Raw genomic sequence first — 23,417 nt, 5'->3', positions numbered from 1 at the left:
GCACGCACGACGAACACGCCGACGAAGGACCCCGCATGACACCCCTCCGCCCTGCCCCCCTCCGCCCCGCCTCGCGCCGTGTGCGCGGCGCTGGCCTGCTCGCCGCCGTCGTCCTGCTCGCGGGATGCTCGGGTTCCGACGACGGCGCGAGCGACGTGTCGATCTTCGACCTCGAGGTGGGCGACTGCGTCCGCGCGGCGGCTGAGGTGACCGCCGAGGTGGAGACGGTCGAGCGCGTGGGTTGCGAGACCGGTCACGAGCTCGAGCTCTACTCCGAGGTGGCCTTCACCACCGAGACCGGCGACGCAGGCACCTTCCCGGGCGACGCCGCGCTGGTGAGCTTCGCCGACGGCATCTGCGCCGAGGACTTCGAGGAGTACGTCGGCGTCGACTACCGCGACTCGTCGCTGTACTTCACCTACCTGCTGCCGTCCGCCCGCGGCTGGGACCAGGGGCCGGACACCTCCGTGCTGTGCTTCGTCACCACGACCGGCGAACAGCTCACCGCGACGGTCCGTGGCAGCCAAGCCTGACCGGCGAGCCCACGCCCCGCACCCCCTCCGCCACAGCCCACAGCCCACAGACAAGGACACCACCCCATGGGACAGCCCTCCGCCATCACGGGCGGTCAGCTCATGTGCTCCTTCGGCCTCGCGCCGTCGGCGCTGGTGGTGCTCCCGGTCAACCGCGTGATGATCGAGGGGCGTCCCGCAGCGAACGTCACGGACATGAAGCCGCTGCTCAACATCCCGCCCTTTGGGATGTGCGTCTCCCTGTCCAACCCCATGGTCGCCAGTGCGACCGCTGCCGCGCTCGGGGTGCTCGTGCCCATGCCGTGCCTGCCGGTCACCGTCGCGCCGTGGGCGCCCGGAGCTCCTCAGACGCTCATCGGCGGGGCGCCCGCGCTGACCCAGGGCAGCATGTGCAGCTGCGCCTACGGAGGGGCCATCCAGATCGTCATGCCCGGCGCCACCACGACCACCGCGGGCTGAACCATGAACTTCGGTAGCGATTACCGATGCTCCCCGCACACCCGATCTCTACGGTGGAGCGCGTGCACCCTGTTCGAGGTCACGTGGGATGACCAGAAGGTGAGGGTGACATGCTGATCCCGGCTGTCGAGGACGCACTCGAGGCGTACCTGCGCCGCACCCTCCCGCTGACCGACGACATCGGTGACATCTCCTTCGACGCGCCGTCGGGCACGTGGTCCGCGCAGGTCAACCGGATCACGGTCAACGCCTTCCTCTACGCCGTCGCGCGCAGCTCCCAGCCACCACGGTCCTCGGCGCCCCGCGCCGGCGCGGACGGAACCATCGAGCGCCGCGCACCGCTGCCCCTGGTCCAGTTCAGCTACCTCGTCAGCGCGTGGGCGGGCAGCGTCCGTGACGAGCACCAGCTGCTCGGTGAGGTGCTCACCCGGCTGCTCGCAGTGCAGGTGCTGCCGGAGTGGGCCGTAGAGGCTGAGCTGAGCTCCTCGATCCAGGTGGCCCTGGCCACCGACGAGATGAATCGTCCCCGCGACCTGTGGGGCGCGCTCGGAGGCGGTCTCAAGGCATCCTTCACCCTGCTCGTCACGGTGGCCTCGGACGCCTACGACTGGGAGACCGCACCGACCTCGGTGGCCGACATCTCCGCACGCACCTCCGCGATGGCACGCACCGAGCCCTCCGGCGTCCAGCCGTGGGGGACCGACACCCCGGCGCCGCCGCAGCAGCCCGCGGTGAGCGGCCGATGAGGATCCTGAGCACGGTCACCCTCGTGGAGGCCTCACCCGGGGAGTCCGTCGACCTCGTGCTCGACGTGGTCAACACCGAGCAGGTCATCGAAGGCGTCAGTGCCCGCGTCATCGGGGTGCCGGCGTCGCTCGTCCGCGCGCGCCCCGCGACCCTGGCTCTGTTCCCCGACGCTCAGGGTGAGATCACCCTGACCTTCGTGGTGCCCGCCTCCTTCCCGGCCGGTCGGCACCCCCTCACCGTCGAGGTCTGCGGCAGCACCCCCGCAGCGCGGCCCGTCCACCACGACGTCGAGCTGGTTGTCGCCGCCCGCCCGCGGATGGTGCTGCGCGCCTCCCCGAGCATGGTCCGTGCGCGTCGACGCGCCACCTTCACGGTCGAGACCGTCAACCGCGGCAACGTGCCTCTCGACGTGGCGCTGCGCGCCCGCGACGCCGACCGCAGCCTCAACACCACGATCTCGCCGTCCGCGGTCACCGTCGCCCCCGGGGAGGCTGTCACCTCCACCATCGTGGCGACCGGGCCCCGGCACGTCTTCGGCTCCGACCTCGACCGGGCGCTCAGGGTCGAGGCCTCCACGGCCGACGTCGAGGACTCCCTCTCCCTCATGCTCCGCCAGCGCCCGCTGATCAGCCGGGGTCTGCTCACGGTCGCGATCCTCGTCGCGATCCTGGCGGTGTGGGCGGTGATCTTCCTCTTCGGGATACGCAACGTGCTCGGCGCCGACCCGGTGACCAAGGTCGCCCCGGCGTCGTTCTTCGCCGCGTCGGCCGGCGCCGGCACCTCCGGCGGCGCCCCGGCCGGCGCGCTGTCCAAGGAGGGTGTCGTTGCCCCTGGGGTCGGCGGCACGCTGACCGGAGTGGTCACCGCCCAGAGCGACCAGGCCGGTGTCGGGCTCATCACGGTGGATGCGCTGCGGATGAGCCGCACCGGGATGGTCGTGGTGGCCTCCGCCGCGACCCAGGCAGACGGCACCTTCACGGTCGCCGGGCTCTTCCCGGGGAGCTACTACCTGCGGATCAGCGCCGAGGGGTACGACATGTCCTGGTACCCCGACGTCCCCACCGAGCTCGGGGCGCGGACCGTACGGGCCCGTGCCCAGGAGGTCTCCGAGCCCGTGTCCATGGTCGTCACCGGTCACCCGGCGTCGTTGTCAGGCACGGTCCAGGTCGGTGACGTCACCGCGCCGGTGGTCACCACGGTCGTGGCCCGGCCCGCGTGGGCGGGGGCCGACGAGGCGCTCGAGTACACGACCGAGGCTGCGGCCGACGGGACGTACACCCTCACCGACCTGCCTGCCCCGGGCACCTACGACCTGACCTTCACCGCCGAGGGGTACCAGCCGGCGACCGCCCGCGAGTCCCTCGCGGGCGGACAGAGCCGCTTCGTCAGCGACGTCCGTCTCGGGTCCACCGCGGGGGAGATCGCCGGCATGGTGACCGACGGCGTCGTGCCGCTCGGCGGGGTCGTCGTGTCGACCAGCCTGGACGGGCAGGACATCACCGTGGGGACGCCCACCCTGGGGGTCGTCGGTTCCTTCGTCATCCCGGGCCTGACCACGCCGGGGACCTACGTGGTGACCTTCTCCAAGGAGGGCTTCGGAGACAAGACGGTCGTGGTGGACCTCACCGCCGGCCAGTCCCGCTCCGACCTTGTCGTGTCGATGGCCGACGGCGTCGGGACGCTCACCGGTCGTCTCGTCGACGGCGCCGGCTCCGGGCTGGGCGGGGCGACGATCAGCGTCGGCGGTGGTGCGTCGTCGGCCACCGCGACCACGCTGACGAGCGGTGACGTCGGGAGCTTCACCATCGCCGGGCTCGTCTCGCCCGGGTCGTACACGCTGACCTTCACCCTGGCCGGCTACGAGCCGCAGAGCGTCCCGGTCGAGCTCGTCTCCGGCGTCCAGGCACCCCCGGTGACGGTGCGCATGGCACCGTCCCTGGGCGCGATCACCGGGCGGGTGACCACCGCCGGGGACCCGGTGCTGGGCACCGACGTCGTGGTGACCAACGGTGCGCAGACGTGGACCACCGTCACCTCCAGCGAGGGAGGGTCCGCGGGCAGGTACACGCTGAGCGGTCTCACCCCGGGCACGTACACGGTCACGGTCTCGGTGGGCGGGAGCGTCCGTGCCACCGGCCTGGTGACCGTGACTGCCGGGGCGAGCGTCACCCGCGACCTCGAGACGACGGGGTGAGCCTGATGCGCATCGCCGTCTCCGACCGCCGCATCTCCGTCGTCCCCGGGGTGCCGACCTACCTCACCGTGACCATCACCAACACCTCCCAGGTGATCGCCGGCTACTCCATCCGCTTCTTGGGCGCCGACCCGGAGTGGGTGACCTTCGACCGTCCTGACGCGCGCCTGTTCCCCGACGACTCCGCCGACGTCAGGGTCGCCCTGCGCCTGCCGGTCGGTGTGCCCGCGGGCTCGCGACGGATGGTGGTCCAGGTCCGTGAGCTGACCGCGGAGCAGGGGGTGGCCATCGAGGAGATCGTGGTCACCGTCCCCGACCAACCGGGCCTGAGCCTGCGGCTCGACCCGGCGACGGTGACGGCCGGGCGGCGCGGCGACTTCGGCGTGGTCATCGAGAACCGCGGCAACACCGTCTTGACCGGCGGCCTGCGGGGGGTGGACGACGAGAAGAAGATCGACTTCACCTTCACCCCCCGTCAGTTCCGGCTCGCGCCGGGGGAGTCGCTCACCGGACGGCTCCGCACGAAGGCCAAGCGACCGGTGTTCGGGGCGATCGCGGTGCGCCCCTTCGGCGTCTTCGTCGACGACGGCGTGGTGCGCGGCCCCGCAGACCCGCCAGACCCAACAGACCCATCGCTGCCCGACGCCGACGAAGCGCCCAACCCTGCCGCCACCGGTGTCTTCATCCAGAAGCCGGTCTTCGCCCGGGGGCTGCTGTCGATGCTCGGGCTGCTGCTCGCCGCCTCGGTGTTTGCCGTGGTCATCTCGGTCACGCTGAGCAGCGTGCTGGCGCGCTCGGCCGCCGACCGTGACCTCGCCCTGCAGGTGGCCCAGGCGCGCTACACGACGACCACCACCGGGACGGCGGGGCTGGCCGGCACCGTTCGGCTGCTCGCCGACGGCGAGCCGATCGCCGGGGTCTCGGTCGAGGCCTTCGACGAGTCCGACACCTCCGTCGCCCTCGCCACGACCGCCTCGGACGAGCAGGGGGAGTTCTCGATCACCAACCTGCCGGCCGGCACGTACAAGCTCCGGCTGCTCGGCGCGGGGTTCTCCGAGGTCTGGTACCCGGCCGCACCGACCGACGCCGATGCCCAGGTGCTGACCGTGAGCGCCGGGCAACGGCTCACCGGGCTCGACGCGCTGCTCGGAGGCATGCCAGCGACGATCTCCGGGACGGTGCTGGGCTCCGACGTCGCAGGCGCCACGGTCCAGCTGCAGATCCCGCTCGACTCCCCGGTCCTGGGGGGCCTCGTCGGCGCGGGCGTCGCGGTGCCCGGCCAGGGCGCCATCGTGCGGACCGCACCGGTCGGCGCGGACGGGACCTTCGCCCTCGACGTCGTGCCCTCACCCGGGGTCTACGACCTCGTCGTGAGCAAGGCGGGGTTCAGCACCCAGGTGCAACGGGTGGACGTGGCCGCCGGGGAGGACCGGACCGGCATCGAGATCAGCCTCGTCGAGGGGGACGGCTCGATCGCCGGAGTCATCACCTCGGCCTCCGGGCCGGTCGCCGGGGCCACCGTGGTGGCGAGCTTCGGACAGAACGTGGCGCAGACGGTGAGCCTGACCCAGGACGCCGTCGGCTCCTTCACGCTGCGCGGGCTGCAGACGCCGGGCACCTTCACCGTCGTGGTCAGCGCTGCCGGCTACGCACCTGCCACGCTGAGCGTGAACCTCAGCGAGGGGCAGCAGCTGACCGGCCTGTCGATCCCGCTCGGGACCTCCGCCGGGACGCTGGGCGGCACGGTGACCACCCCGGCCGGGACCTCCGCGGCAGGGGTGACGGTGACCGTGACCGGAGGCTCGGTCACCCGGCAGACCGTCACCCAGTCCGGCAGCTCCGCCGGCGAATGGCAGATGAGCAACCTGCCGCTGCCGAGCATCTACACCGTGACCTTCTCCCGGGCGGACCTGGAGTCGCAGGTGACGTCGGTGACCATCGACGCCAACGGCGTCGTGAGCACCGGCAACGGCGCGGTGACGAGCATCAGCACGAGCATGCGCACCGCCACCGGGCGGATCACCGGGACGGTGACCCAGACCGCCTTCGGGACCGGGGCCTCCGAACCGGCGGCCAACGTCCAGGTGACCGCGACGTCAGGAGCGGCGACCTTCGCCGTGACGAGCGCCTCCACCCCCGCGACCAGCCGTGGTGGCTTCGTCCTGGAGAACCTGCCCCCGGGCACCTACACGGTGACCTTCGCCCGCAAGGGCACGCGGTCGACGTCGTCCATCGTCACCCTGGCCGCCGGGCAGCACGTCGAGCTCACCCCGAACCTCGTCTCGCCCGCCTCGATCAGCGGGCAGGTGCGCCTCGCCGCCGACCCTGCGGCGGGGGTCGAGCTGCGGCTGTACACCGCGGAGCAGTACGGGACCGCAGCCACCCCGGTCATGGTCACCCGGTCCGGGACCGACGGCCGGTACGCCTTCCAGGACGTCGACGCCCCTGCGCACTACGTCATCGAGGTGCGCTCGGCGACCGGCGCGACCGCCCTCACCACGTCGCCGGCGATCACCATCGCCCAGAGCGACTCCGCCACGTACGACTTCACCCTGGAGTCCTTGTCATGACCGAGCCGATCGCCTCGACCCTTCACGGCACAGGTGCGCCGAGCGTGCTCATCGAGGACGGTGTGCACGCGAGCCCTGGCCACCCCGCCACCCTGCGGGTGCACGTGCGCAACCTCGCCGGCGTGCCGCGGGACCTGTCGATCACCATGATCGGGCTCGACGACGGCTGGGCCCCCGAGCCGGTGGTGCTGCGTGACGTGCCGGCGGACATGACGGTCTCGGCCGAGGCCGCCCTCGTCCCGGCCGCCGGCGCTGTGCCCGGTGACTACCCCTTCGTCGTCGTGGTCCAGGCGCTCGCGGTGGGGGAGGCGGGCGACCCGGCGGCGGGTCAGCAGAGCGCTGGTCAGCAGAGCGCTGGCCAGCAGACGACGGTGGTCGAGACCTGCGTCAGAGTGGACGCCCCCAGCCAGGTCCTCCTCACCGTCGAGCCTGCCGACTCGCGGATGCGGCTGCGCCGCACCGTCGCCGTCGTGCTCTCCAACACCGGAGGCGAGCCGGTCGACGTCTCGCTCTCCACGACCACGGAGAAAGGACTACGGCTGCAGCTCAGCGAGCGGGAGGTCGTGGTGCCCGCCCGCACGACCGTCCGGCTCACCGGACAGGCGCGCAACCTGCGCCCGCAGCTCATGGGCCACCTCAGCAGGCGCAGCTTCTCGGTCATGGCTGCCGGCAGGCAGGCCCCAGCCCGGTTCTCCGGGACGATCACCGCTCGGCCGCTGCTCAGCGCAGGGTTCTTGCGTGTCATGTCGCTGGTGCTGGTCATGGCGATGTGGGCCGGTGGCCTGGTGGTCGCGCTGCCCTGGCTCACGGACCGGATGACGACCCAGGAGACGACGGCCGAGGCGACCGGGGCTCCGGCAGACCCGGGCAGCGGCGCGGCCGACGGCGACCCGGGAGACCCGAGCGAGGGCACCGGCCCCGGCAGCCCGACCGGGGACGACGCCGACACCGCGACCGACCCGACCGTCCGGATCGGTGGCGTGGTCACCGCGACCGACCCGTCCGGGGTCACCGTGCAGATCGCCCCGGCGAGCATCATCGCCGATGCCTCGGCCACCGGGGCAGGAGCCGGGGGAGGCGGCGGTGCCGGTGGGGTGTCCAGCTCGGTGCCGGTCCCCGCCCACGCGGTGCTCGGTGCGCGGCTGGCAGCGGACACAGAGCCCTCGCCCGACGGCGGGCCGCTCACCAAGACCGCGGCGCGGGCCGTCGCGCTGGAGTCCACGACCGCGGCCGCCACCGCCCGGGCCACCTCGACCGGCGACGACGGCGCGTGGGCCTTCGCGGGTCTCTCGCCCAACCTCACCTACCTCGTGACGATCTCCAAGCCCGGCTACCAGACCGTCCGCCACGTGGTGTCCGGGTCGGAGGCCGCCGCTGGCCTCGACGTGGAGCTGCTCGCCGGCGACGGCAGGCTGTCGGGTCAGGTCACCGGGCCCGACGGCGCCGGCGCGGGTGGGGTGGACGTGGTCATCACCGACGGCACGACGACCGTCACCACGTCGACCGCGACCACCGGTGCGATCGGATCATGGTCCGTCGACGGGCTCTCGACCCCGAGCACCTACCTCGTCACCGCCCAGGGCAACGGCCTCGGCGCGCAGTCCCGTCTGGTGGCGTTGCCTGCGGGCGGGACGGCTGCGGCCGACATGAGCCTCGACCGCGGCGTGGCCGCCCTCTCCGGCATGGTCACCGGACCAGACTCCCTCGGCTTCACCTCCGGCGTCGGGGGTGCGCGCGTGACCGCGAGCGACGGCACCACGACGCGCACGGCCTCGACCGTGACGAGCGGCATGGTCGGCTCCTTCACGCTGGTCGACCTGCCCATCCCGGGCAGCTACGAGATCACCGTCGAGGCGGACGGCTACGCGACCCAGACGCTCCAGCTCGCCCTCGACGACGCGACCTCCGCGACCCCGGTCGCAGTCGCGATGCGCTCAGCCAGCGGCGCCGTCCAGGGCCGGGTCACCGACACCGCCGGGCACGCGCTCACCAGCGCCGGAGTCACCCTGCACAACAGCGCCAACACGTACAAGACGATGGTCACCGGCGACGGGACCTTCCGCCTCAACGGCATCGCCCCCGGTGAGTACGTCGTCTCGGCTGCCCAGTTCGGCCACCTCACCGGCTACGCCACGGTGCGCGCCAGCGCAGGCTTCGCCACGACCGTCGACCTCGTGCTCACCGAGGTGGAGGGCGACGGCCTGGTCTCCACCTCCCGCATCCGCGGACGGGTGGGCGACGCGCGCACCAACGGTCAGCTCACATGCTCCGGCGTGACCACCGGCGAACCGTGCCTGGTGACGACCACCCTCACGGCCCAGAACGTCGACGGCACCCAGCGGGTGGTCTCGGTCACCTCCGACCCGAGCGCCGAGTACCTCATCCCGGCTGCTGAGGAGGAGGGGCTGCTACCAGGGCTCTATGTGCTCGAGGTCTCCGCGCCGGGGTACGAGCCGTCCAGCATCCGCGTGAGCGTCCCGATGGACACCACCGTGACCGCCGGGCAGGTCGCCCTGTTCCCCTCTCCCTCCCTCACGGGGACGGTGCTCGCCCGCGTGGGCAGCGTGCCGGAGGGGACCTGCGTCGTCGTCGTGCCGAGCGGTGCGACCGCTCCGACGTCCTCGTGCGCCGAGACGAGCGACCCCACGGGCGCCACCTCGCTCTGCGTGGTCGACGCGCCGGCCCGTTGCGGCCTGACCGGGGTCAACGGCGGATACACCATCACCAACCTGGCGAGCGGGACCTACTCGGCCTCCGTCGTCTCGGGGGACCCGGAGTACGTCTTCACCGACGACCCGACCGTGCTCTCCCTGGCCGCCGGTGACGTGCGCCGCTACGACGCCGTGCTCAACCGGTTGGCGCGCATCTCCGTGACCACCCTCATCAACCGAGGGGCGTCGACCGTGGTCCCGGCAGCGGCGGCCACCGTGACCCCGTACCTGCTCGTCGACGGCGAGCCGGACGAGGACCAGGGACAGCTGACGGCCAACGCCCAGGGGCTGGTGCAGTTCACCAAGCTCCCACCGGGCCGGTACCGCTTCGACGTCACCTCCGCGGTGACGCCCGAGTCACCGGTCCAGCTGGACGGGAGGATCGACGGCGTCGTCCTGGGCTACAACCAGGAGCTGACCAACCAGCTCGTCCTGACCAACGCGGCGCGTGCCTTCCAAGGACGCCTGGTCACCCAGCTCCGGGCGGACACGGTCACCGGCGCCGACCGGGTCAAAGCCACCGTCACCGGCATCACGGGCTTCGTCGGCGCCACCCCGAGCCGCAGGAGCGTGGTCGTCACCAGCGACGCCGACGGCTACATCACGACCCAGTCCACCGACCCGCGGGCGGCCGGATACCTGCCCGTGGTCACCGACTCCGTGGACGTGTCCGTCGACGGCGGCACCGTCTACCGGGACCAGACCTTCCAGAACGTCGGCGTTGCCAGCACCGCCACACAGATCGAGCTCGAGCCGCTGGGAGTGCCCTTCCACGGGACACTCGCGCTGACCGGGGCGCCCCTGCCCGCCGGCGACATCGTGTCCACGGTGACCTTCGAGGTGCTCACCCGCCCGCCGGGCTCCGGCGCCGTGTCCATCTCTGCGGTGGACGCGTCCACACCGACCGCGGTCCGCGGGACCCTGGTGTGGTCAGACATGACCCAGCCCACCGATGCCAGCGGACCCGCCGGAGCCCGGCTGCTCCGGCCGGGCACCTACACGGTCCGGGCGAGCCGGGCCGGCTTCGACCCGGTGGACCAGACCTTCACGATCCTCCCCGGCGACACGACGTCGTCCGCCGTCCCCTTCGAGCTCAAGCGGTTCGGCGACCTGCGGGTCGCGACCTTCACCTCCACCTGCGACGAGACGAGCACGGCCACCTGCACCGAGGTGGCGAACCCCGTCGTGACGTTGCGCAGCAGCTCCGGGCAGCGCACCGAGACCGCCGCCCCAGGCCAGAACTATGTGGACTTCGGCGAGATCCCCTCGGGGACCTACCGGGTCAGCGTCCAGGCTGCGGGGTTCGTCGCCGTCGAGAAGGACATCACGGTGACCGCAGGACAGTCGGCGATCACCCAGCCGGCGGTGGTGCTCCTGCAGCAGTACGGGTCGATCACCGGGACCGTGAGCGCGCTGGTGGGCAACGCGAGGCAGCACGTGGCGGGCGTGCGGATCACCGCGACGCGGACCGGACCGGACGTGGCACCCGGGGAGGCCTCGTTCACGACAGTCAGCGACGCTTTGGGCCGCTACCAGCTGGCCGGATCCCTGGCGCAGCAGGGACTGCGCGCCGGCACCTGGCAGGTCACCGCCTCCTTGCTGGGCTACGGCGACGTCACCCTGCCCGCCGTCACGGTGACGATGGGCGGGCCCACGCCTCAGAACATCGAGCTGACGCTGGAGCCGGTGGACCTCAAGGTCACGGTGGTGAAGTCCCTCGAGAGCGGCGAAGGGATCGACGGCCTGTCCGTGCAGCTGAGCAACCCTGGGGTGCAGGCCGGCGCCCAGCCGTGCACCCACGGCTCCACCCGGCCGGGGTGCCCGCCCTTGCAGACGGGGGAGTACCTCTTCCTCGACGTGATGCCGGTCCAGTCGACCCTGGAGATCAACGGAGTCGACCAGGGGCACTCCCGGCTCTCCCTCGTGGTGAACCCGGTGCTGGGGCAAGACCCCTGGGTGGTCACCGTCCCGCTCGTGAGTATGACGAACACGGTGCGCGGTACGGTCCTGCGCCAGAGCGGGGCCGGCGCGCCGGTCGCCCTGACGGGCGCCGAGGTCACCCTGACGGACACGTCCACCGGCGCGGTGGTCACGACGCTGCCCGCGACCGCGGCCGACGGCGTGTTCGACTTCGACGAGATCCCGGACGGGACCTACACCGTGACCTCGTCCATGGCCGGGTACGAGACGGTGGCCAGGACCCTCACGGTCCGGGCCGGACAGGTCGCGGTGCTCGACCTCATCATGTTCCCGGTGACGCGGCAGGTCACCGTGACGGTGACGTCCGGCTCTGGCTCCGACCTCACCGGCACCCTCGTCGGGCTGTCGACCGCTCCGGGGGCGTCAGACCCCGCCTCGCTGGCTGCCCAGCCGCTGGTGCGCAGCACGGGGCACACCTACACGACCGTCTTCAACCAGGTGCCCACCGGCGCCTGGACCGCGACCGTCACCGGCGCAGCCGGGCACCCGTGGACCATGTCCGCGGCGGTCACCGATGACGGCGCCGCGCCGGTCACGGTGAGCCTCACGGCCACCGAGGTCTCGGTCACGCTGTCAGGGACCGGTCCCGCCGGAACGGGGACGACCCTGGAGGCCACCATCACCGGCACCGTCTCGGGGGCCTCGACCGCGATCACCCCTGTGGTGGTCGTTGTCCCGGTCGGCTCCGGCTCCCGCACCGTGTCGCTGCTCGCCGGGTCGTACACGGTGACCCCGGCGCCGTCCGCCGGGTGGACGGTGGCCCCCTCGACGCTGACCATCACCCCAGACCAGCGTGAGGTGGTGGCCTCCTTCGCCCTCAGCCTGCCGCCCATCACCCCGACCACGGTCGTGACGGGGCCGACGGGGACGGTGCGGGTCGGGGACACCGCGACGCTGACGGCGACCGTCCGGGCCGGGACCGCAGCAGTGACCCGAGGGCAGGTCACCTTCACCCTGGGAGGGCAGACCTATGGCCCCGCCACTGTGAACAGCGCCGGGCTGGCTCGCCAGGACGTGACGATCACCCGGGCGATGGCCACCGGCGCGGTGAGCCTGTCGGCTCGGTACGACGGCGCGCCCGCCAGCTCCGGGTCGGCTGAGGTCCTCCCGTCGAACAGCCTTCCGGTGACGGTGACGATCGCCCTGCGCGAGACCTCCATCACCTCCGCGGTGGCCGTCCCGGGCGTGGAGACGGTGACCTTCACCGCCACCGTCAGCCCGGGCGGGGCAGGGGCCGGGTCGATGACCTTCGCCGCGCCGGGCGCGGCGGAGGGGTGCACCTCCGTGGTCACCTCCGGTCAGACCTCGTGCACCGTGTCCCTGCCGGCCGGGACGTACCCGCGGTTCGTGGCGACCTTCACGCCCTCGGACGGCGACTACGCCGTGTCCACTGCATCGGTGGCACCCTTCACGGTGAGCGCGCCGCCGCCGACCCCGACCGACCCGTGACCACCCCCTCAGAGTGGTCACGGGCCGGCGGCGTCGGCGGGGGTGGTGCAGTCAGCGAGCCAGCTGCAGCACCACGACCGTGAAGGTGGTCAGCGCGAAGGCCGCGGCGACCAGCACCCACCAGCGGAAGCCGGGGGCCTCCTCCACGACCGGGGCGACCGGCTCCGGAGCCGGCACGGGCACCGGCTGCGGGACGGGAGCCGGTGCAGGGGGAGGCGGCGGGGTCATCGACCCGGCGCACCGCAGGCAGACCCACGCGGTCGGCAGGTTGAGCTCACCGCAGGTCGGGCACGGCACGGAGTAGCTGGCCCCCTTCCCGGACGTCCCGGGCAGACGGCGCAGGGCGTCGTCGGACTCGTCGTCCGCTGCCCGCACCGCGATGGCGGTGCTCGACCAGAACAGCGGGAAGTCGCAGGACCGGCAGAAGTCACCGGCGTCGCGTCGTCCGCTCATGATGTCGCTGTGCGTGCCACACTCGGGGCACGTCACGCTCGTGTACGGCATGGCTCAGGTCTCCGGGGGCGCGTGGGGGACGGCGAGGTGGCTGATGGCGTCTGCGGCTGGGCGGGGCCAGATGAGCTTGTCGCCCACCCAGAGCTCGCTGCGGACATGAGCGGGGACCTCGTCTGCGATGAGGTGCGCGAAGGCCCGCTCGGAGAGGTTGCCGGTCGAGGCGACGCGCATGATGACCCACGCGGTGTCCACGGGGCTCTCTCCGTCACGCCACACGCCGCCACCTTCCTCGATCACCGCCGGGCCGCCGCTGAACAGCTCGAGCATGGTCCACAGGCCGAAGGGCGTCCCGCGCCAGGCGAGGGTGCGTGAGGCGGTGCTCAGCACCACCCGCTGCAGCTCGGTGCTGCCCGCGCCGTCGACCGACTCCAGGCCGATCCAGCTGGCCAGCCAGGGCAGCATCGGTGGCGGGGTGATGCGTGGGTCGGGCAGGTGCGCGAGGTTGTCGGCGTGGGCCATGAGGGTGTCGGCCTGGGCCTGGAACATCTCGATGAACCGCCGGAAGAAGCTCTCCTGGAGCATCGCGGGCGGCAGCTGGTCGACCAGCCAGTCGGAACGTCTCATGACGGGCCGATCACCGGACCACGACGCGGTGGTCCGCGGACAGGAACAGGGCGTCGTCGGACAGGCGCAGGGTGTCGCGGCCGGCGCCTATGCGAGCGCCGTTGCGCAGGTCGTAGTCGAAGAGCACCACCTCGTCGATCCGTTCGATGCCCTCGATGGGCTCGACGAGCTGGGCGATCGCCGCGGCCGTGAGGTCGGTGTCGAACTGCCAACCGGTGCCGTCGGGACCGCCGAAGAGCGGGTTGACGTACCGGGTGATCGCCTCGAGCACCCGCTGGCGGATGAGGGGCGCGGACCGGCCAGGCAGCGCGTGCAGCAGCACCGCCACGCTCACGCCCTGGTAGAACGGGGTGCCGACCTCGATCGCAGCCCCCACCAGCCGGCGCGCCTCGAGCGCCTCGGTGATCGAGGCGACGAGCGGCGTCGACAGCGCGAAGTCGTCGATGATGTGGTCGCGGGGGTCCTTGCGGACCTGCGGGACGACGAGCACCCGCACCGCACCGGGCGCACCGCCGGACCGCGGCAGGCACGCCGCCCGCGCGACCTCGACCGAGGCCTCGCGGGTGATCCGCTCGTAGTCGCCCGCGGTGACCGCACGCTCACCGGTGCGCAGCGTCAGCGGACCGCGGACCTTGGCCTCCTCGACGCTCTCGGCGTCCACGCCGCCGCTCGCGGCGGCGAGGTTGGTCACCGAGGCGACGAAGGGGACGCTGGACCGCAGCACGGTGAGGGTGTGCGCGCCGACGTTGCCGACCGCACCACCGCCGTAGCGGTAGCTGGTGACCTGGATCTGTGCGCCGTCGGGCGGGATGGCGCCGTGCTGGACCACCGTGCCGTCGGGGTAGCGGACGCTCGGGCCAAAGCTCACCTCCCCGGAGATGGAGTCCCACACGACATGGCGGTCCAGCGGGCCGGAGGCGGAGAAGTCGGGGACCTCGGTCCACGCGCTGGACTGGTCGTGGGTGGTGACGCGGACGGCCTCCTCGCCGCGGCGCCTCGCGACGGGGGTGTGGGTCACCGAGAAGGTCTGACTGGGTACACCGGTCGACCGGCCGATGATCTCCGCGGCCGCTGCGGCGGCGTGCTCGGCCGGGACGGTGACGCCCACCGCGGTCACGGCGAGCTCCTCGATCTGCGGGGAGGCCTGATAGGTAGGCTGCCCGGGCAGCGGGCGGGTGAGGCGAGCGCGCAACCAGAACCCGGGACGGCCACCGAGGGTGAGCACCTCGTGCCGATCGGGGACGAGCAGCACGACGGTGCCGTCGCGGTTGAGACCGCCGGTCGAGTCGGACTGGACCCGCGCCGGGATCCACGCCTCCCCGGACCACACCTCCCACAGCAGAGGAGGATTGCGCGGGTCGACGCCGATGCCCTCGGCGTGAGCGCGGACGGTGAGCGTGATCGCGAGGTTGGCCAGCGACGTCGCGAAGCCGAGGTACGCGGCGTCGTTCTCGGCGAGGCCGGGTGAGGTGAAGCAGGTCAGTGACGTGCCCGGGTAGGTCAGCGCCTCCCAGCCATCGGTCACGGCCTCCGAGCCGGCCTGCGCGGTGTGCACCATCGTCAGGACCGGGGGGACCACGACTGCCTCGGCCGTGGTGGTGAACACGACCCCGGTGCCCTCGACGGCTGCGAAGGTCGACACCTCGGTGCCGGCGGGCACCACGACCGGGCTGGTCGCCGGCCCCGACAACCAGAACGTCAGCGCGGTGTGGGCCACCGACGGGGGGAACTGCTCGATCCCCACGAGGTTGAGGAAGTGGACGTAGAGCCGCTCGGGGACCTGGTTGACGCGGAAGAGCACCATCTCGCTCATCCACGCGAAGAGCTCGATGAGCGCGACGCCGGGGTCGGAGACGTTGTGGTTGGTCCACTCGGGGGTGAACCGGGGGATCAGCCGCTTGGTCTCGTCGACGATGTCCTGGAAGGACCGGTCGTCAAGGTGCGGTGCTGGGATGGGCATCAGGAGTCCTCGCGGGGGATGACATAGAAGGGGTACACCAGGTTGCGGCGGTCGTTGGTCGCCTTGACCCGGTAGGTGATCTCGATGCGGACCAGCGACGAGTCGGTGGCGTCCTGGACGGGACGCACGTCCTCGACGGCGATCCGCGGCTCCCACTGGGCCAGGGCGTCGCGGACCGCCTGGGAGATCAGACCCAGCAGGTTCGCGTTGACCGGCTCGAACAGCAGGTCCCAGATCCGGCAGCCGAACTGGGGCCGCATGAGGCGCTCACCGGGGGCGGTGAGCAGCACGACGTGGATGGAGTGGTCGAGGTCCTGCGCGCCGTTGGTCAGGGCGATCGAGCCGGTGTGGTCCACGGTCATCGGCCAGCTGAAGCCGCGGCCGATGAAGGACGGGATCTCCGAGGAGCTCTGGACGGTCAATTGATCGTCACCATCCCACCGGTGATCTCGGTCATCGCGGAGCCCTTGACGGCCACCTTCGCCCCGGACAGCTCGGCCTGGGCCGCGGCGGTCACGGCGACCTTGTTGCTGGCGGCCACGTCGATGGTGGGTGCCTTGAGGGAGATCTTGGTGTCTGCGTCGATGATGATCTCGGTGCCTTTCAGGGTGATCTTGCCCGACCCGTCGAAGCTGATCGTCGACGTCCCCGCGGAGATGGTCAGGGGGACGTCGGCAGGTACGACGAGGTCGGCGCGGTCCTTGCCCACGTGGAGCTTGTGCTGGTGCCCGGCGAGGGCGAGCAGGACGTACTGCTTGTCGTCGCCCGCGCCGTCGGAGAGCTCGACGACGTGGCCCAGCCGGGAGGACAGCGACCGGGTCTCGACCTTGCCGTCCGAGCTCACCACCGAGCGGGAGGACGGGGTGTTCTTGCCGTTGTGCAGTCCGCCGATGACGAGCGGGCGGCGCATGTCACCGTTCTCGAAGGTCACCAGCACCTCGTCGTTGACCTCGGGTGTGGCCACCAGACCGCGGGCCGGACCGCCGCCCACAGACGTCACCCGGGCCCAGTCAGACTCGATCGCGTCCCCGAGGACGGGGAACTTCACCTTGACCCGGCCGAGCTTCTCCGGGTCGGTGATGTTGGTGACCACGCCGACGACCGTGCCCTGGCGGATGAAGCTCGCGGTGCTCGGCCCGCCGGCGGACCCCAGCACCGACCGCAACGTCGCCCGAGGGCTGTCACCGGCGACGAGCTCGGTGTAGAAGCCGCGTGCGGAGTACGTGTGGGAGACCTCCCGGACGTAGTACTCGCCCGACGCCGGGCCGGCGTCGGACAGCGTGATGCGCCCGCCCGGGGTGATATCCGGGTGGATCTGCAAGCGGCCGCGGGCGGTCGTGTTGCCCTGGGAGTTGAGGCGGGCCGCGGCCAGCTCGGAGGCTTCGGTGCTCGAGGAGGGGTAGCCGGAGATGTCCAGCACGCTCGAGGTCATGGACCGGGAGGACCTGGCAAGCGCGGGAGCCCCGGAGGGCGCGCTCCGGCTCTTCTGAGTTCCGACGACCTCGCGGAAGGTGCGCACGTCGAAGCCGCGGACCTCGACCGTGGTCGGTGCCGCTGAGGTCACCTGCACCGCGAAGTCGTCGATGTCCTCCCCGAGGGTGAGCGGGACGGGGCGTCCCGCCTGGGGGTGGCCGGTGGCCGGGTCCCAGGTGGTGAAGGTCTTGTCGGTGACGATCCAGTCCAGCCCGGTGCGGGCGGTCAGGTCGTTGATGAGGGCGAGGTCGGTGTCGGTCTGGAGCACGTACTCGTGCGGCGCCCCGGACGCTCCGGAGACCGAGGCGGTCAGGCCCGCGGCAGCCGGGAGCTTGCGCAGGATGTCGAGATAGCTGGACTTGGCGTAGGTCGTGACGTGGCTGTCGCGGCCGAGGCGGTGGGCGAGCTCCTCGACCGTGACGACGAGCTCGGGCCGACTGCCGGGGCTGGTGACCAGCGCCAGGCCGGTGACCTCACCGCAGAAGACCTGCGTGGTGGTCGCCCCGCGGGTGTCGCGCTGGGCGCGGACGTCGACCGAGGCCCCGATGGCCAGCCGGCCGGACTCGGCCAGCTCGTAGGAGGGGTCGGCGAAGCGCAGCGTGCAGCGCCCCACGGTGCGCACCGCGCGGTCGGTGCGCAGCTCGACGAGCATCGCCATCGCAGGGACGGCGAGCGGGGTGCCGTTGACGCTCACGGTTGGGGAGAGGTGCACTCCGGTCGAGGTGACGCTCATGTCAGGTCCTCGAGCCGAGGGATGGACAGCAGCGACCCAGGCCGCAGGGCGAGCGGGTCCGCGATCGTGTTGGCGCCGGCCAGGGTGCGCCAGCGGGTGGCGTCCCCGTAGTACCGCGCAGCGATCCGGTCGAGGGTCTCCCCGGCCTGCACCCGGTGGACCTGGTGCGGGTTGGGCGTGCCCGACGTCGGGTTCTGCGCCCCGTAGCTGTTGGCCGGCTCGTACTGGTGCAGCAGCAGAGCGAGGGAGGCGCGCAACGGGACACCGGTGGTGGAGAAGTAGGTGTAGGTCAGCGTCAGGTCAGAGATGACCGCCTTGAAGGAGTGCAGGTCGCCCCAGTGGAAGGTGACGTAGGGGGGACGGGCGTTGTTGGTCGCCTCGTTGGACCCGGGCAGCGACGTGTCGATCTCCATGATCGCCAGGATCTTGTTCGTGTGGTCGGTGACCGAGGCGCCGGAGTGGGTGGTGTCGAAGAACAGGTCGACGCTCAGCGTGCCCGGGCGGGCTCCGGAGTAGCGCAGCTTGGGTACGCCGCGGCCCGGCATCGAGTCCCCGGTCCACCGGTTGCTGCGGCTGATGCTCAGCTGCGACGGGTTGAACAGGCAGGGGATCCGCTCGCCACCCTCGATCTCGATGGAGGCCTTCTCAGGTGCGGACATCAGAACACTCCAGGGGTGGCAGAAGAGGCGCGGCGGGTCAGCTCGTCCAGGAGCCGGTCCTCGACGCGTCGGATGACTCGGTCCTCGATGATCTGGGTCAGCTCGTCGTCGAGGCGGGCGGTGATCCGGGCGTCGAGGTGGTCGAGCACGTGCTGCTCGAGCTCGGTGAGCTGGGCGGGGGTGGTCGCGTGACGGGACACCGGTCCGGCGGCGAGAGCCGGTCCGGAGGCCGGGTGGGCAGCGCGGGTGCTGCTGCCGGGACCGTGCAGGCTGGATGCGTCGATCATCGGGAGTCCTTGGGGTAGGTCGAGGGCGCGAGGTGGGCCCAGCGTGCGGCCGGTGATCCTGCTGAGGACACCCAGCTGGGCTGCGTGGTCACCGCCCGTCGCGACGGCCGGCATCGGCGGGCCGGCCGGAGCCGAGACCGGCGCCGCGCTGCCGCGGTGGCTGCCTGGGGATGGACGGACGGAGGCCCATCTGACCGCTGACTGACTATCTGGTCCCGCCGATCCCGCCGCTGACCCTGCCGGGGTGGAGCGCGGTCCGGCGAGCCGGTCGACGGCGGTGCCGGTGGTGCCGGCGGTGCCGGCGGTGCCGGCGGGGCGCGAGGGGGCAGCGCCCAGCCATGGCGAGGTCGCTGAGGCCGGCACGCCTGGGATACGCGGAGCGCCCGAGCCTGACCCTGGCGCTGGACGGTTCGGCGCCGGATGGTTCGACGCAGGACGGTTCGGCGCAGCCGAGGCGGCGCCCGGTGCTGTGCCCGGTGCTGTGCCCAGTGCTGTGCGCGGTGGGGTGAACCGGCCATCGGCCTGCGCCGACAGACGAGCAGGCTGCCAGAGCCGGCGCACCTGTCCGGGGGCACCCGCGCGCGCGGCGACGACCGGCTGGGCCGGGCGGAAGGCGCTGAGCGACCCGAGGTCTTCCGCGTCCTGCCCGCTGGGAGGCCCGCCGCTCGGGCGGGCCCACCCGCGCCGCGGGGACTGGGCGATCGGGCGGGTGGCGGAGTCCAGGTGGGCTGCTGACTGAGCGTGGCCGGGCTCAGACTGGGGATGACGCTGCGCCTGGGGGTGGCGCTGGGCCTGGGCAGAGCCCGGCGACGTGGCTGACCGCAGGGGCGCGTCAGGGGAGTGGGCTGCCCCGCTCGGACGGACGGTGGCGCGCCGGTGACCTGCGCCGCCCCCCGGCGCGGCGCGGTGAGCGGACGGTGTCCCAGGTGCCACGGCGAGCGCACGGCGCAGCATGCCCGCGCTGCGCGGGGCGCCAGACGGTGCGGCGCCGGTCGCGCCGGTGGCGCTCGGCGACGAGCCGCCGGAGGAGTCCACCCCGGTCGCGGCACGCCGCGATCCGGTAGCCCGCGCGTGGGCGTCGAGCTGGAGGCTCGCGCGACCGGCCGACGCCGCGGCGCCCGCCCCCGGTCCCGTGACGGTCGCCCCCGCCGAGAGCGCCCGCCCGGTCACCCGGGTGCCTGAACCCATCATCCGGCGCAGCCCCACAGGCGATCCCAAGGAGTACGCCGCGACGGATCGTCCAACCGCGACCGGCGCGACCTGACCGCCCGGCACGGCCTGCAGCGGCCGCGAGCCGCGGGCGCCAGCATCCAGCGCCACTGACGGCGTGACGTGCTGCCCGACGACGTGCTGGCCCGCCTGAGGCACGGACGCTGCGACGGGGACCGCCGACGACTGCGCGCGCGAGCCTGGGGCCGCTGCAGACGCGGGCAGCGACGACGTCGACGGCGAGGTCGACGAGGTGACTCGTGAGGGGCCGGCCGGGACGGCGAGCCGGGCCCCGGCGCGTGCGGGCACCTGGAGGTGACCCACAGCGGTCAACGCTGTGCCGCGCGCGATCGATCCGACGGTCATGGACCTGCGGACGCCCGCCACCTGCGGGCGGACCGAGCGGTGCGTGGTCTCGGCGCCGGATCGCGCGTCGGCCAACCCGGCTCCGGTCGAGGTGGCCAGGGGCCGGCCGGACAGCGGAGCGTGGTCGGGGGGGCCTAGACCCGCCGTGCCCACCGTGCCCGCCGGCGTCGTGACCGGTCGCGTCTGTCCGGCGCTCGCGGTGCGTCGGTGACGGTCCAGCAGCCCGTCGCCGGCGCCCACGGCGCGACGGAGCGGTCGGGGTGCGGAGTCTGCCGAGCCGGTTGCCCGGCCGCGGGCGGCGGCGGAGGTGGTCGAGCCGATCGAGACGGCCGAGCCAGCAGGACCGGCCGGACGGGCCGACGCCGCGGCGTGCGCGGAAGCCTCGGACCGCGCTGCCACGATCCGCGCGGCCAGCGCACGACGGCGGATCCACCGGCGCACGCCGCCTGGCTGCCCGGATGCGGGGACAGGACGTGAGTGTGCTCGAGAGTCAGCCGCCGCACCAGTCCCCGCAGAGGTGGGCGTGGTGCTGACTCTCGGAGAGTTCCCCGGCGCGGTCGACCCGGCCGACGCCGACGCCGACGCCGACACCGACGCCGCCGGTGCTGACGACCGGCGTCGGCGGTCCTGCGGGGTGAGCATGGCCCCGGCTGCACGCACCTCAGGCGGCAGGCGCATGGGGATGGCCTTGGGTGCGGCGGACTGGGAGAAGGATCCCGGCGTCCAGGTCTTCTCGTCCGGGACGCGTCGTACCACCCGCTCCAGCCCGCGCGGCGGGACCGGGGCGGTGAGGTCCGCACGGCTCGGCAAGGCCGGCCGCCCCGGAGCGCGGCGGACACCGGGCCGGCTGGCGCCGGTGGTCGCAGTAGCGGCAACCGACGGGGCGGCAACCGACGGCGCAGCGGCCGACGACGCCGGCCCCGTCCCAGCCGCCAGCTCGGCGCCCGGGTGCCCGGTGGCAGGGGTGCGCAAGGAGGGGTGCCACCACCGCGGGGTTCCCACGGTCCCCGCCGTCACCGCGGTCACCGGCTGAGCGGTGCCCATCTGGTGCAGGGGTCCGGTGACGAGCCGCCGCAGCTGCCCGGACTGCGCGTTGGCGCGCACGAACACCGTCGAGTCGGCCGCGAGGCGGCCCACGAAGCCAGCACGGAACCGCGCGTGGAAGGAGGACGGCAGCGTCAGCGACGCAGGCGCAGCGCCCGACGAGGCAGCATCCGACGTCGCAGCGCCCGCAGGCTCCGCCGTCGCCACCTCGCCGGCCCGGAGCTGGGCACCGGTCGGCAGGTCAGCGCCCGTCATGACGTCTTCGACCGGAAGCCGTTGTGGGCGACCTCGAGCCGCTCGGTGAGCTGGGTCTCGGAGTCGACGCTGAAGGACGGCCCCTGCCAGCCGACAGCAAAGACGCCGTCGAACTCCCAGGCGCGCATCCGCTCACCGGTGAAGGTGAGCGCGGTGATCGCCCCGGTCGATTTGGTCAGCGTGTTGCCGTTGGCCGCGAAGTTCTCGCCCGAGGAGTTTGTCACCCAGGTGAACAGGGCGTCAGACTCCACGAGCCCCCGGGTGAAGACGAGGTTGGGCCAGGTCAGCACCCCGGGCAGCTTGTGGACGTAGCCGTTCTGGCCGCCCTCGACGTACTCCTCGACGGTCACCGCGAGCTGCAGGCCCGTGACCTCACGGAACGTGCCGATCGGCACCCCGTCCACCTCGAAGAGGAACCACGAGGTGTTGCCCGGCTCACCGCCGAGGGCTTCGCTGTCAGATGGTTTCACGGACGGCCTCCCAGGCACGGTCGTTCAAGGAGGAGACCGCACGGATCATGCGGACCCTGTCGAGGTGCTCGAGGTCCATGAGGTCGTCGAGCGGCCAGTGCAGGTGGTACGCGAGATAGGCGATCTCCTGCCACAGCGCCTCCGCGGGATAACGAAGCATCGGCCTAGCGGGCGTCCGACGGGATCTCGTCGGCCACCGTGCGACGTGCGTAGGTCACCGAGGAGGTGACCGCGCCCAGCGTGCGCTCGGGAGCCACCTCGGCGTCGGGTCCACCCGCCGCGGACCCCGCCGACCCCGCCGACGTCGCCGACGACGCGGGCGCAGCTGACTCGGCCACCGCGGCGGCGGGCGCCACGGGGACCGGGGGAGCGAGCGCCTCGCGCTGAGAGGCGAGAAGCTCCTCGTACTCCGCCTGGCTGCCGAAGTTGATCACTCCGTAGAAGTCCTGCAGGAACGCCAGGTCCGCGGCGAAGAGGTTCTCGATCTCGTTGGTCGTCACGAGCTCGAGGTCACCCAGGCTCACCACGACGCGGGCGAGGATCACCACTGTCAGGCGGGGGTCCTCGGGACCGTCCACCGACGGGTCACGCAGCGGCTCCAGCTCGTCGCGAGCCGTCGCGAGCCGCATGACCCCCTCGCGGTGCAGCACGCCGCGCGGGTCGACGTACCCGCGCGGCAGCGTGAACGCGTACGTGGTCTGCAGGGTCACTTGACCCGCTCAAGACGTTCGCACTGCAGGGTGATGGTCTCCTTGACGACCTCGGTGGAGTCCACGCTGAGCTGGTCGGTCGAGATCTTGGACGGCCAGGAGTTGAAGAAGTTGAACCGTGCGACCTCCTTGCGGGAGGAGTCGTAGAGCACGATCGAGCCGTTCTTGCGGCCGCCGGCGCGGTCGGTGGCCACCAGGCCGGTGCCGCGGATGTCGTTGAACCACATCCACATCTTGTCCGACGGCGAGTCGAGCGGGGCCACGCGGGTGAGGTTGAGCTCGGGAGCGGCGGTGGTCGCTCCCAGGCTCTTGATCTCTTCCTGCGCGCCACCGGTGCCGGACTGCTTCGAGGTAGAGACGGTCACCTCGATGTCCAGGCCGGAGACGGACATGAGCGAGGAGATGACGGCGCCGTCGATCTCGAGGAAGAAGTTCTGCGCGATGATCGGGTCGTTGGTGAAAAGGCCTGTTGCCACGGGGGACTCCTAGGGTCGGTGCGAGGACGGGACGTGCGGGCGCCTGGCGGCGCCC

At 72.5% G+C, this 23,417-nt stretch carries 17 protein-coding genes; 6 read left to right on the top strand and 11 right to left on the bottom strand.

The window, feature by feature from the left end; genetic code table 11:
- The first annotated feature begins 35 nt into the window (after window positions 1-35).
- The 6 genes from SS2_RS10780 to SS2_RS10755 all read left to right on the top strand — a co-directional run bounded on the left by SS2_RS10780 (window position 36) and on the right by SS2_RS10755 (window position 12,643).
- Window positions 36-533, top strand: coding sequence for a septum formation family protein (locus SS2_RS10780; protein WP_066463938.1), 498 nt, complete (start codon window positions 36-38; stop codon window positions 531-533).
- A 66-nt stretch (window positions 534-599) separates the two neighbouring features.
- Entirely contained in the window at window positions 600-992 is a 393-nt protein-coding gene (locus SS2_RS10775; RefSeq protein ID WP_066463937.1) for a DUF4280 domain-containing protein, read from the top strand.
- 110 nt (window positions 993-1,102) lie between these two features.
- Window positions 1,103-1,738, top strand: a complete 636-nt coding sequence (locus tag SS2_RS10770; RefSeq protein ID WP_066463932.1) for a Pvc16 family protein — start codon at window positions 1,103-1,105, stop codon at window positions 1,736-1,738.
- Window positions 1,735-3,933: a carboxypeptidase regulatory-like domain-containing protein gene (locus SS2_RS10765; RefSeq protein WP_157607305.1), complete on the top strand. Its 2,199-nt coding sequence runs from the start codon at window positions 1,735-1,737 to the stop codon at window positions 3,931-3,933. Before SS2_RS10770 ends, SS2_RS10765 begins: the two co-directional genes overlap by 4 nt.
- 5 nt (window positions 3,934-3,938) lie before the next feature.
- A complete protein-coding gene (locus SS2_RS10760; protein ID WP_169796296.1) occupies window positions 3,939-6,503 on the top strand; it encodes a carboxypeptidase-like regulatory domain-containing protein in 2,565 nt (854 codons plus the stop codon).
- A complete protein-coding gene (locus tag SS2_RS10755; RefSeq protein WP_066463928.1) occupies window positions 6,500-12,643 on the top strand; it encodes a carboxypeptidase regulatory-like domain-containing protein in 6,144 nt (2,047 codons plus the stop codon). Before SS2_RS10760 ends, SS2_RS10755 begins: the two co-directional genes overlap by 4 nt.
- A 51-nt stretch (window positions 12,644-12,694) precedes the next feature.
- On the opposite strand, the gene SS2_RS10750 is transcribed toward SS2_RS10755, so the two are convergent.
- Genes SS2_RS10750 through SS2_RS10705 form a run of 11 tightly spaced genes read right to left on the bottom strand, consistent with a single transcriptional unit; the run spans window position 12,695 to window position 23,362 of the window.
- On the bottom strand, window positions 12,695-13,096 hold the full coding sequence (locus SS2_RS10750) for a hypothetical protein (protein WP_157607304.1): 402 nt from the start codon (window positions 13,094-13,096) through the stop codon (window positions 12,695-12,697).
- 54 nt (window positions 13,097-13,150) lie between these two features.
- A complete protein-coding gene (locus SS2_RS10745; RefSeq protein ID WP_066463923.1) occupies window positions 13,151-13,720 on the bottom strand; it encodes a phage tail protein in 570 nt (189 codons plus the stop codon).
- 10 nt (window positions 13,721-13,730) lie between these two features.
- Window positions 13,731-15,680 (bottom strand): putative baseplate assembly protein, encoded by a 1,950-nt coding sequence (locus SS2_RS10740; protein WP_066463921.1) that lies wholly within the window; start codon window positions 15,678-15,680, stop codon window positions 13,731-13,733.
- Entirely contained in the window at window positions 15,680-16,102 is a 423-nt protein-coding gene (locus SS2_RS10735; protein WP_245643523.1) for a GPW/gp25 family protein, read from the bottom strand. The genes SS2_RS10740 and SS2_RS10735 overlap by 1 nt, the downstream gene beginning before the upstream one ends.
- Complete coding sequence (locus SS2_RS10730) at window positions 16,099-17,886, bottom strand: phage baseplate assembly protein V (protein WP_066463919.1); 1,788 nt, start codon at window positions 17,884-17,886, stop codon at window positions 16,099-16,101. The genes SS2_RS10735 and SS2_RS10730 overlap by 4 nt, the downstream gene beginning before the upstream one ends.
- Window positions 17,883-18,545 (bottom strand): CIS tube protein, encoded by a 663-nt coding sequence (locus SS2_RS10725; RefSeq protein WP_066463917.1) that lies wholly within the window; start codon window positions 18,543-18,545, stop codon window positions 17,883-17,885. Before SS2_RS10725 ends, SS2_RS10730 begins: the two co-directional genes overlap by 4 nt.
- A complete protein-coding gene (locus SS2_RS10720; protein WP_066463916.1) occupies window positions 18,545-21,706 on the bottom strand; it encodes a hypothetical protein in 3,162 nt (1,053 codons plus the stop codon). The genes SS2_RS10725 and SS2_RS10720 overlap by 1 nt, the downstream gene beginning before the upstream one ends.
- A complete protein-coding gene (locus tag SS2_RS10715; protein ID WP_066463914.1) occupies window positions 21,703-22,176 on the bottom strand; it encodes a phage tail protein in 474 nt (157 codons plus the stop codon). The genes SS2_RS10720 and SS2_RS10715 overlap by 4 nt, the downstream gene beginning before the upstream one ends.
- Entirely contained in the window at window positions 22,163-22,336 is a 174-nt protein-coding gene (locus tag SS2_RS17620; RefSeq protein WP_169796295.1) for a DUF6760 family protein, read from the bottom strand. Before SS2_RS17620 ends, SS2_RS10715 begins: the two co-directional genes overlap by 14 nt.
- A 4-nt stretch (window positions 22,337-22,340) precedes the next feature.
- Window positions 22,341-22,886: a hypothetical protein gene (locus SS2_RS10710; RefSeq protein ID WP_066463912.1), complete on the bottom strand. Its 546-nt coding sequence runs from the start codon at window positions 22,884-22,886 to the stop codon at window positions 22,341-22,343.
- Window positions 22,883-23,362 (bottom strand): phage tail protein, encoded by a 480-nt coding sequence (locus tag SS2_RS10705; RefSeq protein ID WP_066463910.1) that lies wholly within the window; start codon window positions 23,360-23,362, stop codon window positions 22,883-22,885. The genes SS2_RS10710 and SS2_RS10705 overlap by 4 nt, the downstream gene beginning before the upstream one ends.
- Between the last annotated feature and the right edge of the window lie 55 nt (window positions 23,363-23,417).

It is taken from the genome of Sanguibacter suarezii NBRC 16159, assembly GCF_001552735.1.
In the GTDB taxonomy this organism is placed as follows: domain Bacteria; phylum Actinomycetota; class Actinomycetes; order Actinomycetales; family Cellulomonadaceae; genus Sanguibacter; species Sanguibacter suarezii.
Note: the sequence above shows the minus strand (reverse complement) of the source record. Positions and strands in the feature narration are given on the sequence as shown.

Excerpts from the sequence above, each read along its gene's own strand:
- SS2_RS10765 (WP_157607305.1), top strand. The coding sequence starts at position 1,735 with ATGAGGATCCTGAGCACGGTCACCCTCGTGGAGGCCTCACCCGGGGAG.
- SS2_RS10750 (WP_157607304.1), bottom strand. The coding sequence starts at position 13,096 with ATGAGCGGACGACGCGACGCCGGTGACTTCTGCCGGTCCTGCGACTTC.
- SS2_RS10770 (WP_066463932.1), top strand. The coding sequence starts at position 1,103 with ATGCTGATCCCGGCTGTCGAGGACGCACTCGAGGCGTACCTGCGCCGC.
- SS2_RS10730 (WP_066463919.1), bottom strand. The coding sequence starts at position 17,886 with ATGAGCGTCACCTCGACCGGAGTGCACCTCTCCCCAACCGTGAGCGTC.
- SS2_RS10745 (WP_066463923.1), bottom strand. The coding sequence starts at position 13,720 with ATGAGACGTTCCGACTGGCTGGTCGACCAGCTGCCGCCCGCGATGCTC.
- SS2_RS10755 (WP_066463928.1), top strand. The coding sequence starts at position 6,500 with ATGACCGAGCCGATCGCCTCGACCCTTCACGGCACAGGTGCGCCGAGC.
- SS2_RS10720 (WP_066463916.1), bottom strand. The coding sequence starts at position 21,706 with ATGACGGGCGCTGACCTGCCGACCGGTGCCCAGCTCCGGGCCGGCGAG.
- SS2_RS10780 (WP_066463938.1), top strand. The coding sequence starts at position 36 with ATGACACCCCTCCGCCCTGCCCCCCTCCGCCCCGCCTCGCGCCGTGTG.
- SS2_RS10740 (WP_066463921.1), bottom strand. The coding sequence starts at position 15,680 with ATGCCCATCCCAGCACCGCACCTTGACGACCGGTCCTTCCAGGACATC.
- SS2_RS17620 (WP_169796295.1), bottom strand. The coding sequence starts at position 22,336 with ATGCTTCGTTATCCCGCGGAGGCGCTGTGGCAGGAGATCGCCTATCTC.
- SS2_RS10725 (WP_066463917.1), bottom strand. The coding sequence starts at position 18,545 with ATGTCCGCACCTGAGAAGGCCTCCATCGAGATCGAGGGTGGCGAGCGG.
- SS2_RS10760 (WP_169796296.1), top strand. The coding sequence starts at position 3,939 with ATGCGCATCGCCGTCTCCGACCGCCGCATCTCCGTCGTCCCCGGGGTG.
- SS2_RS10775 (WP_066463937.1), top strand. The coding sequence starts at position 600 with ATGGGACAGCCCTCCGCCATCACGGGCGGTCAGCTCATGTGCTCCTTC.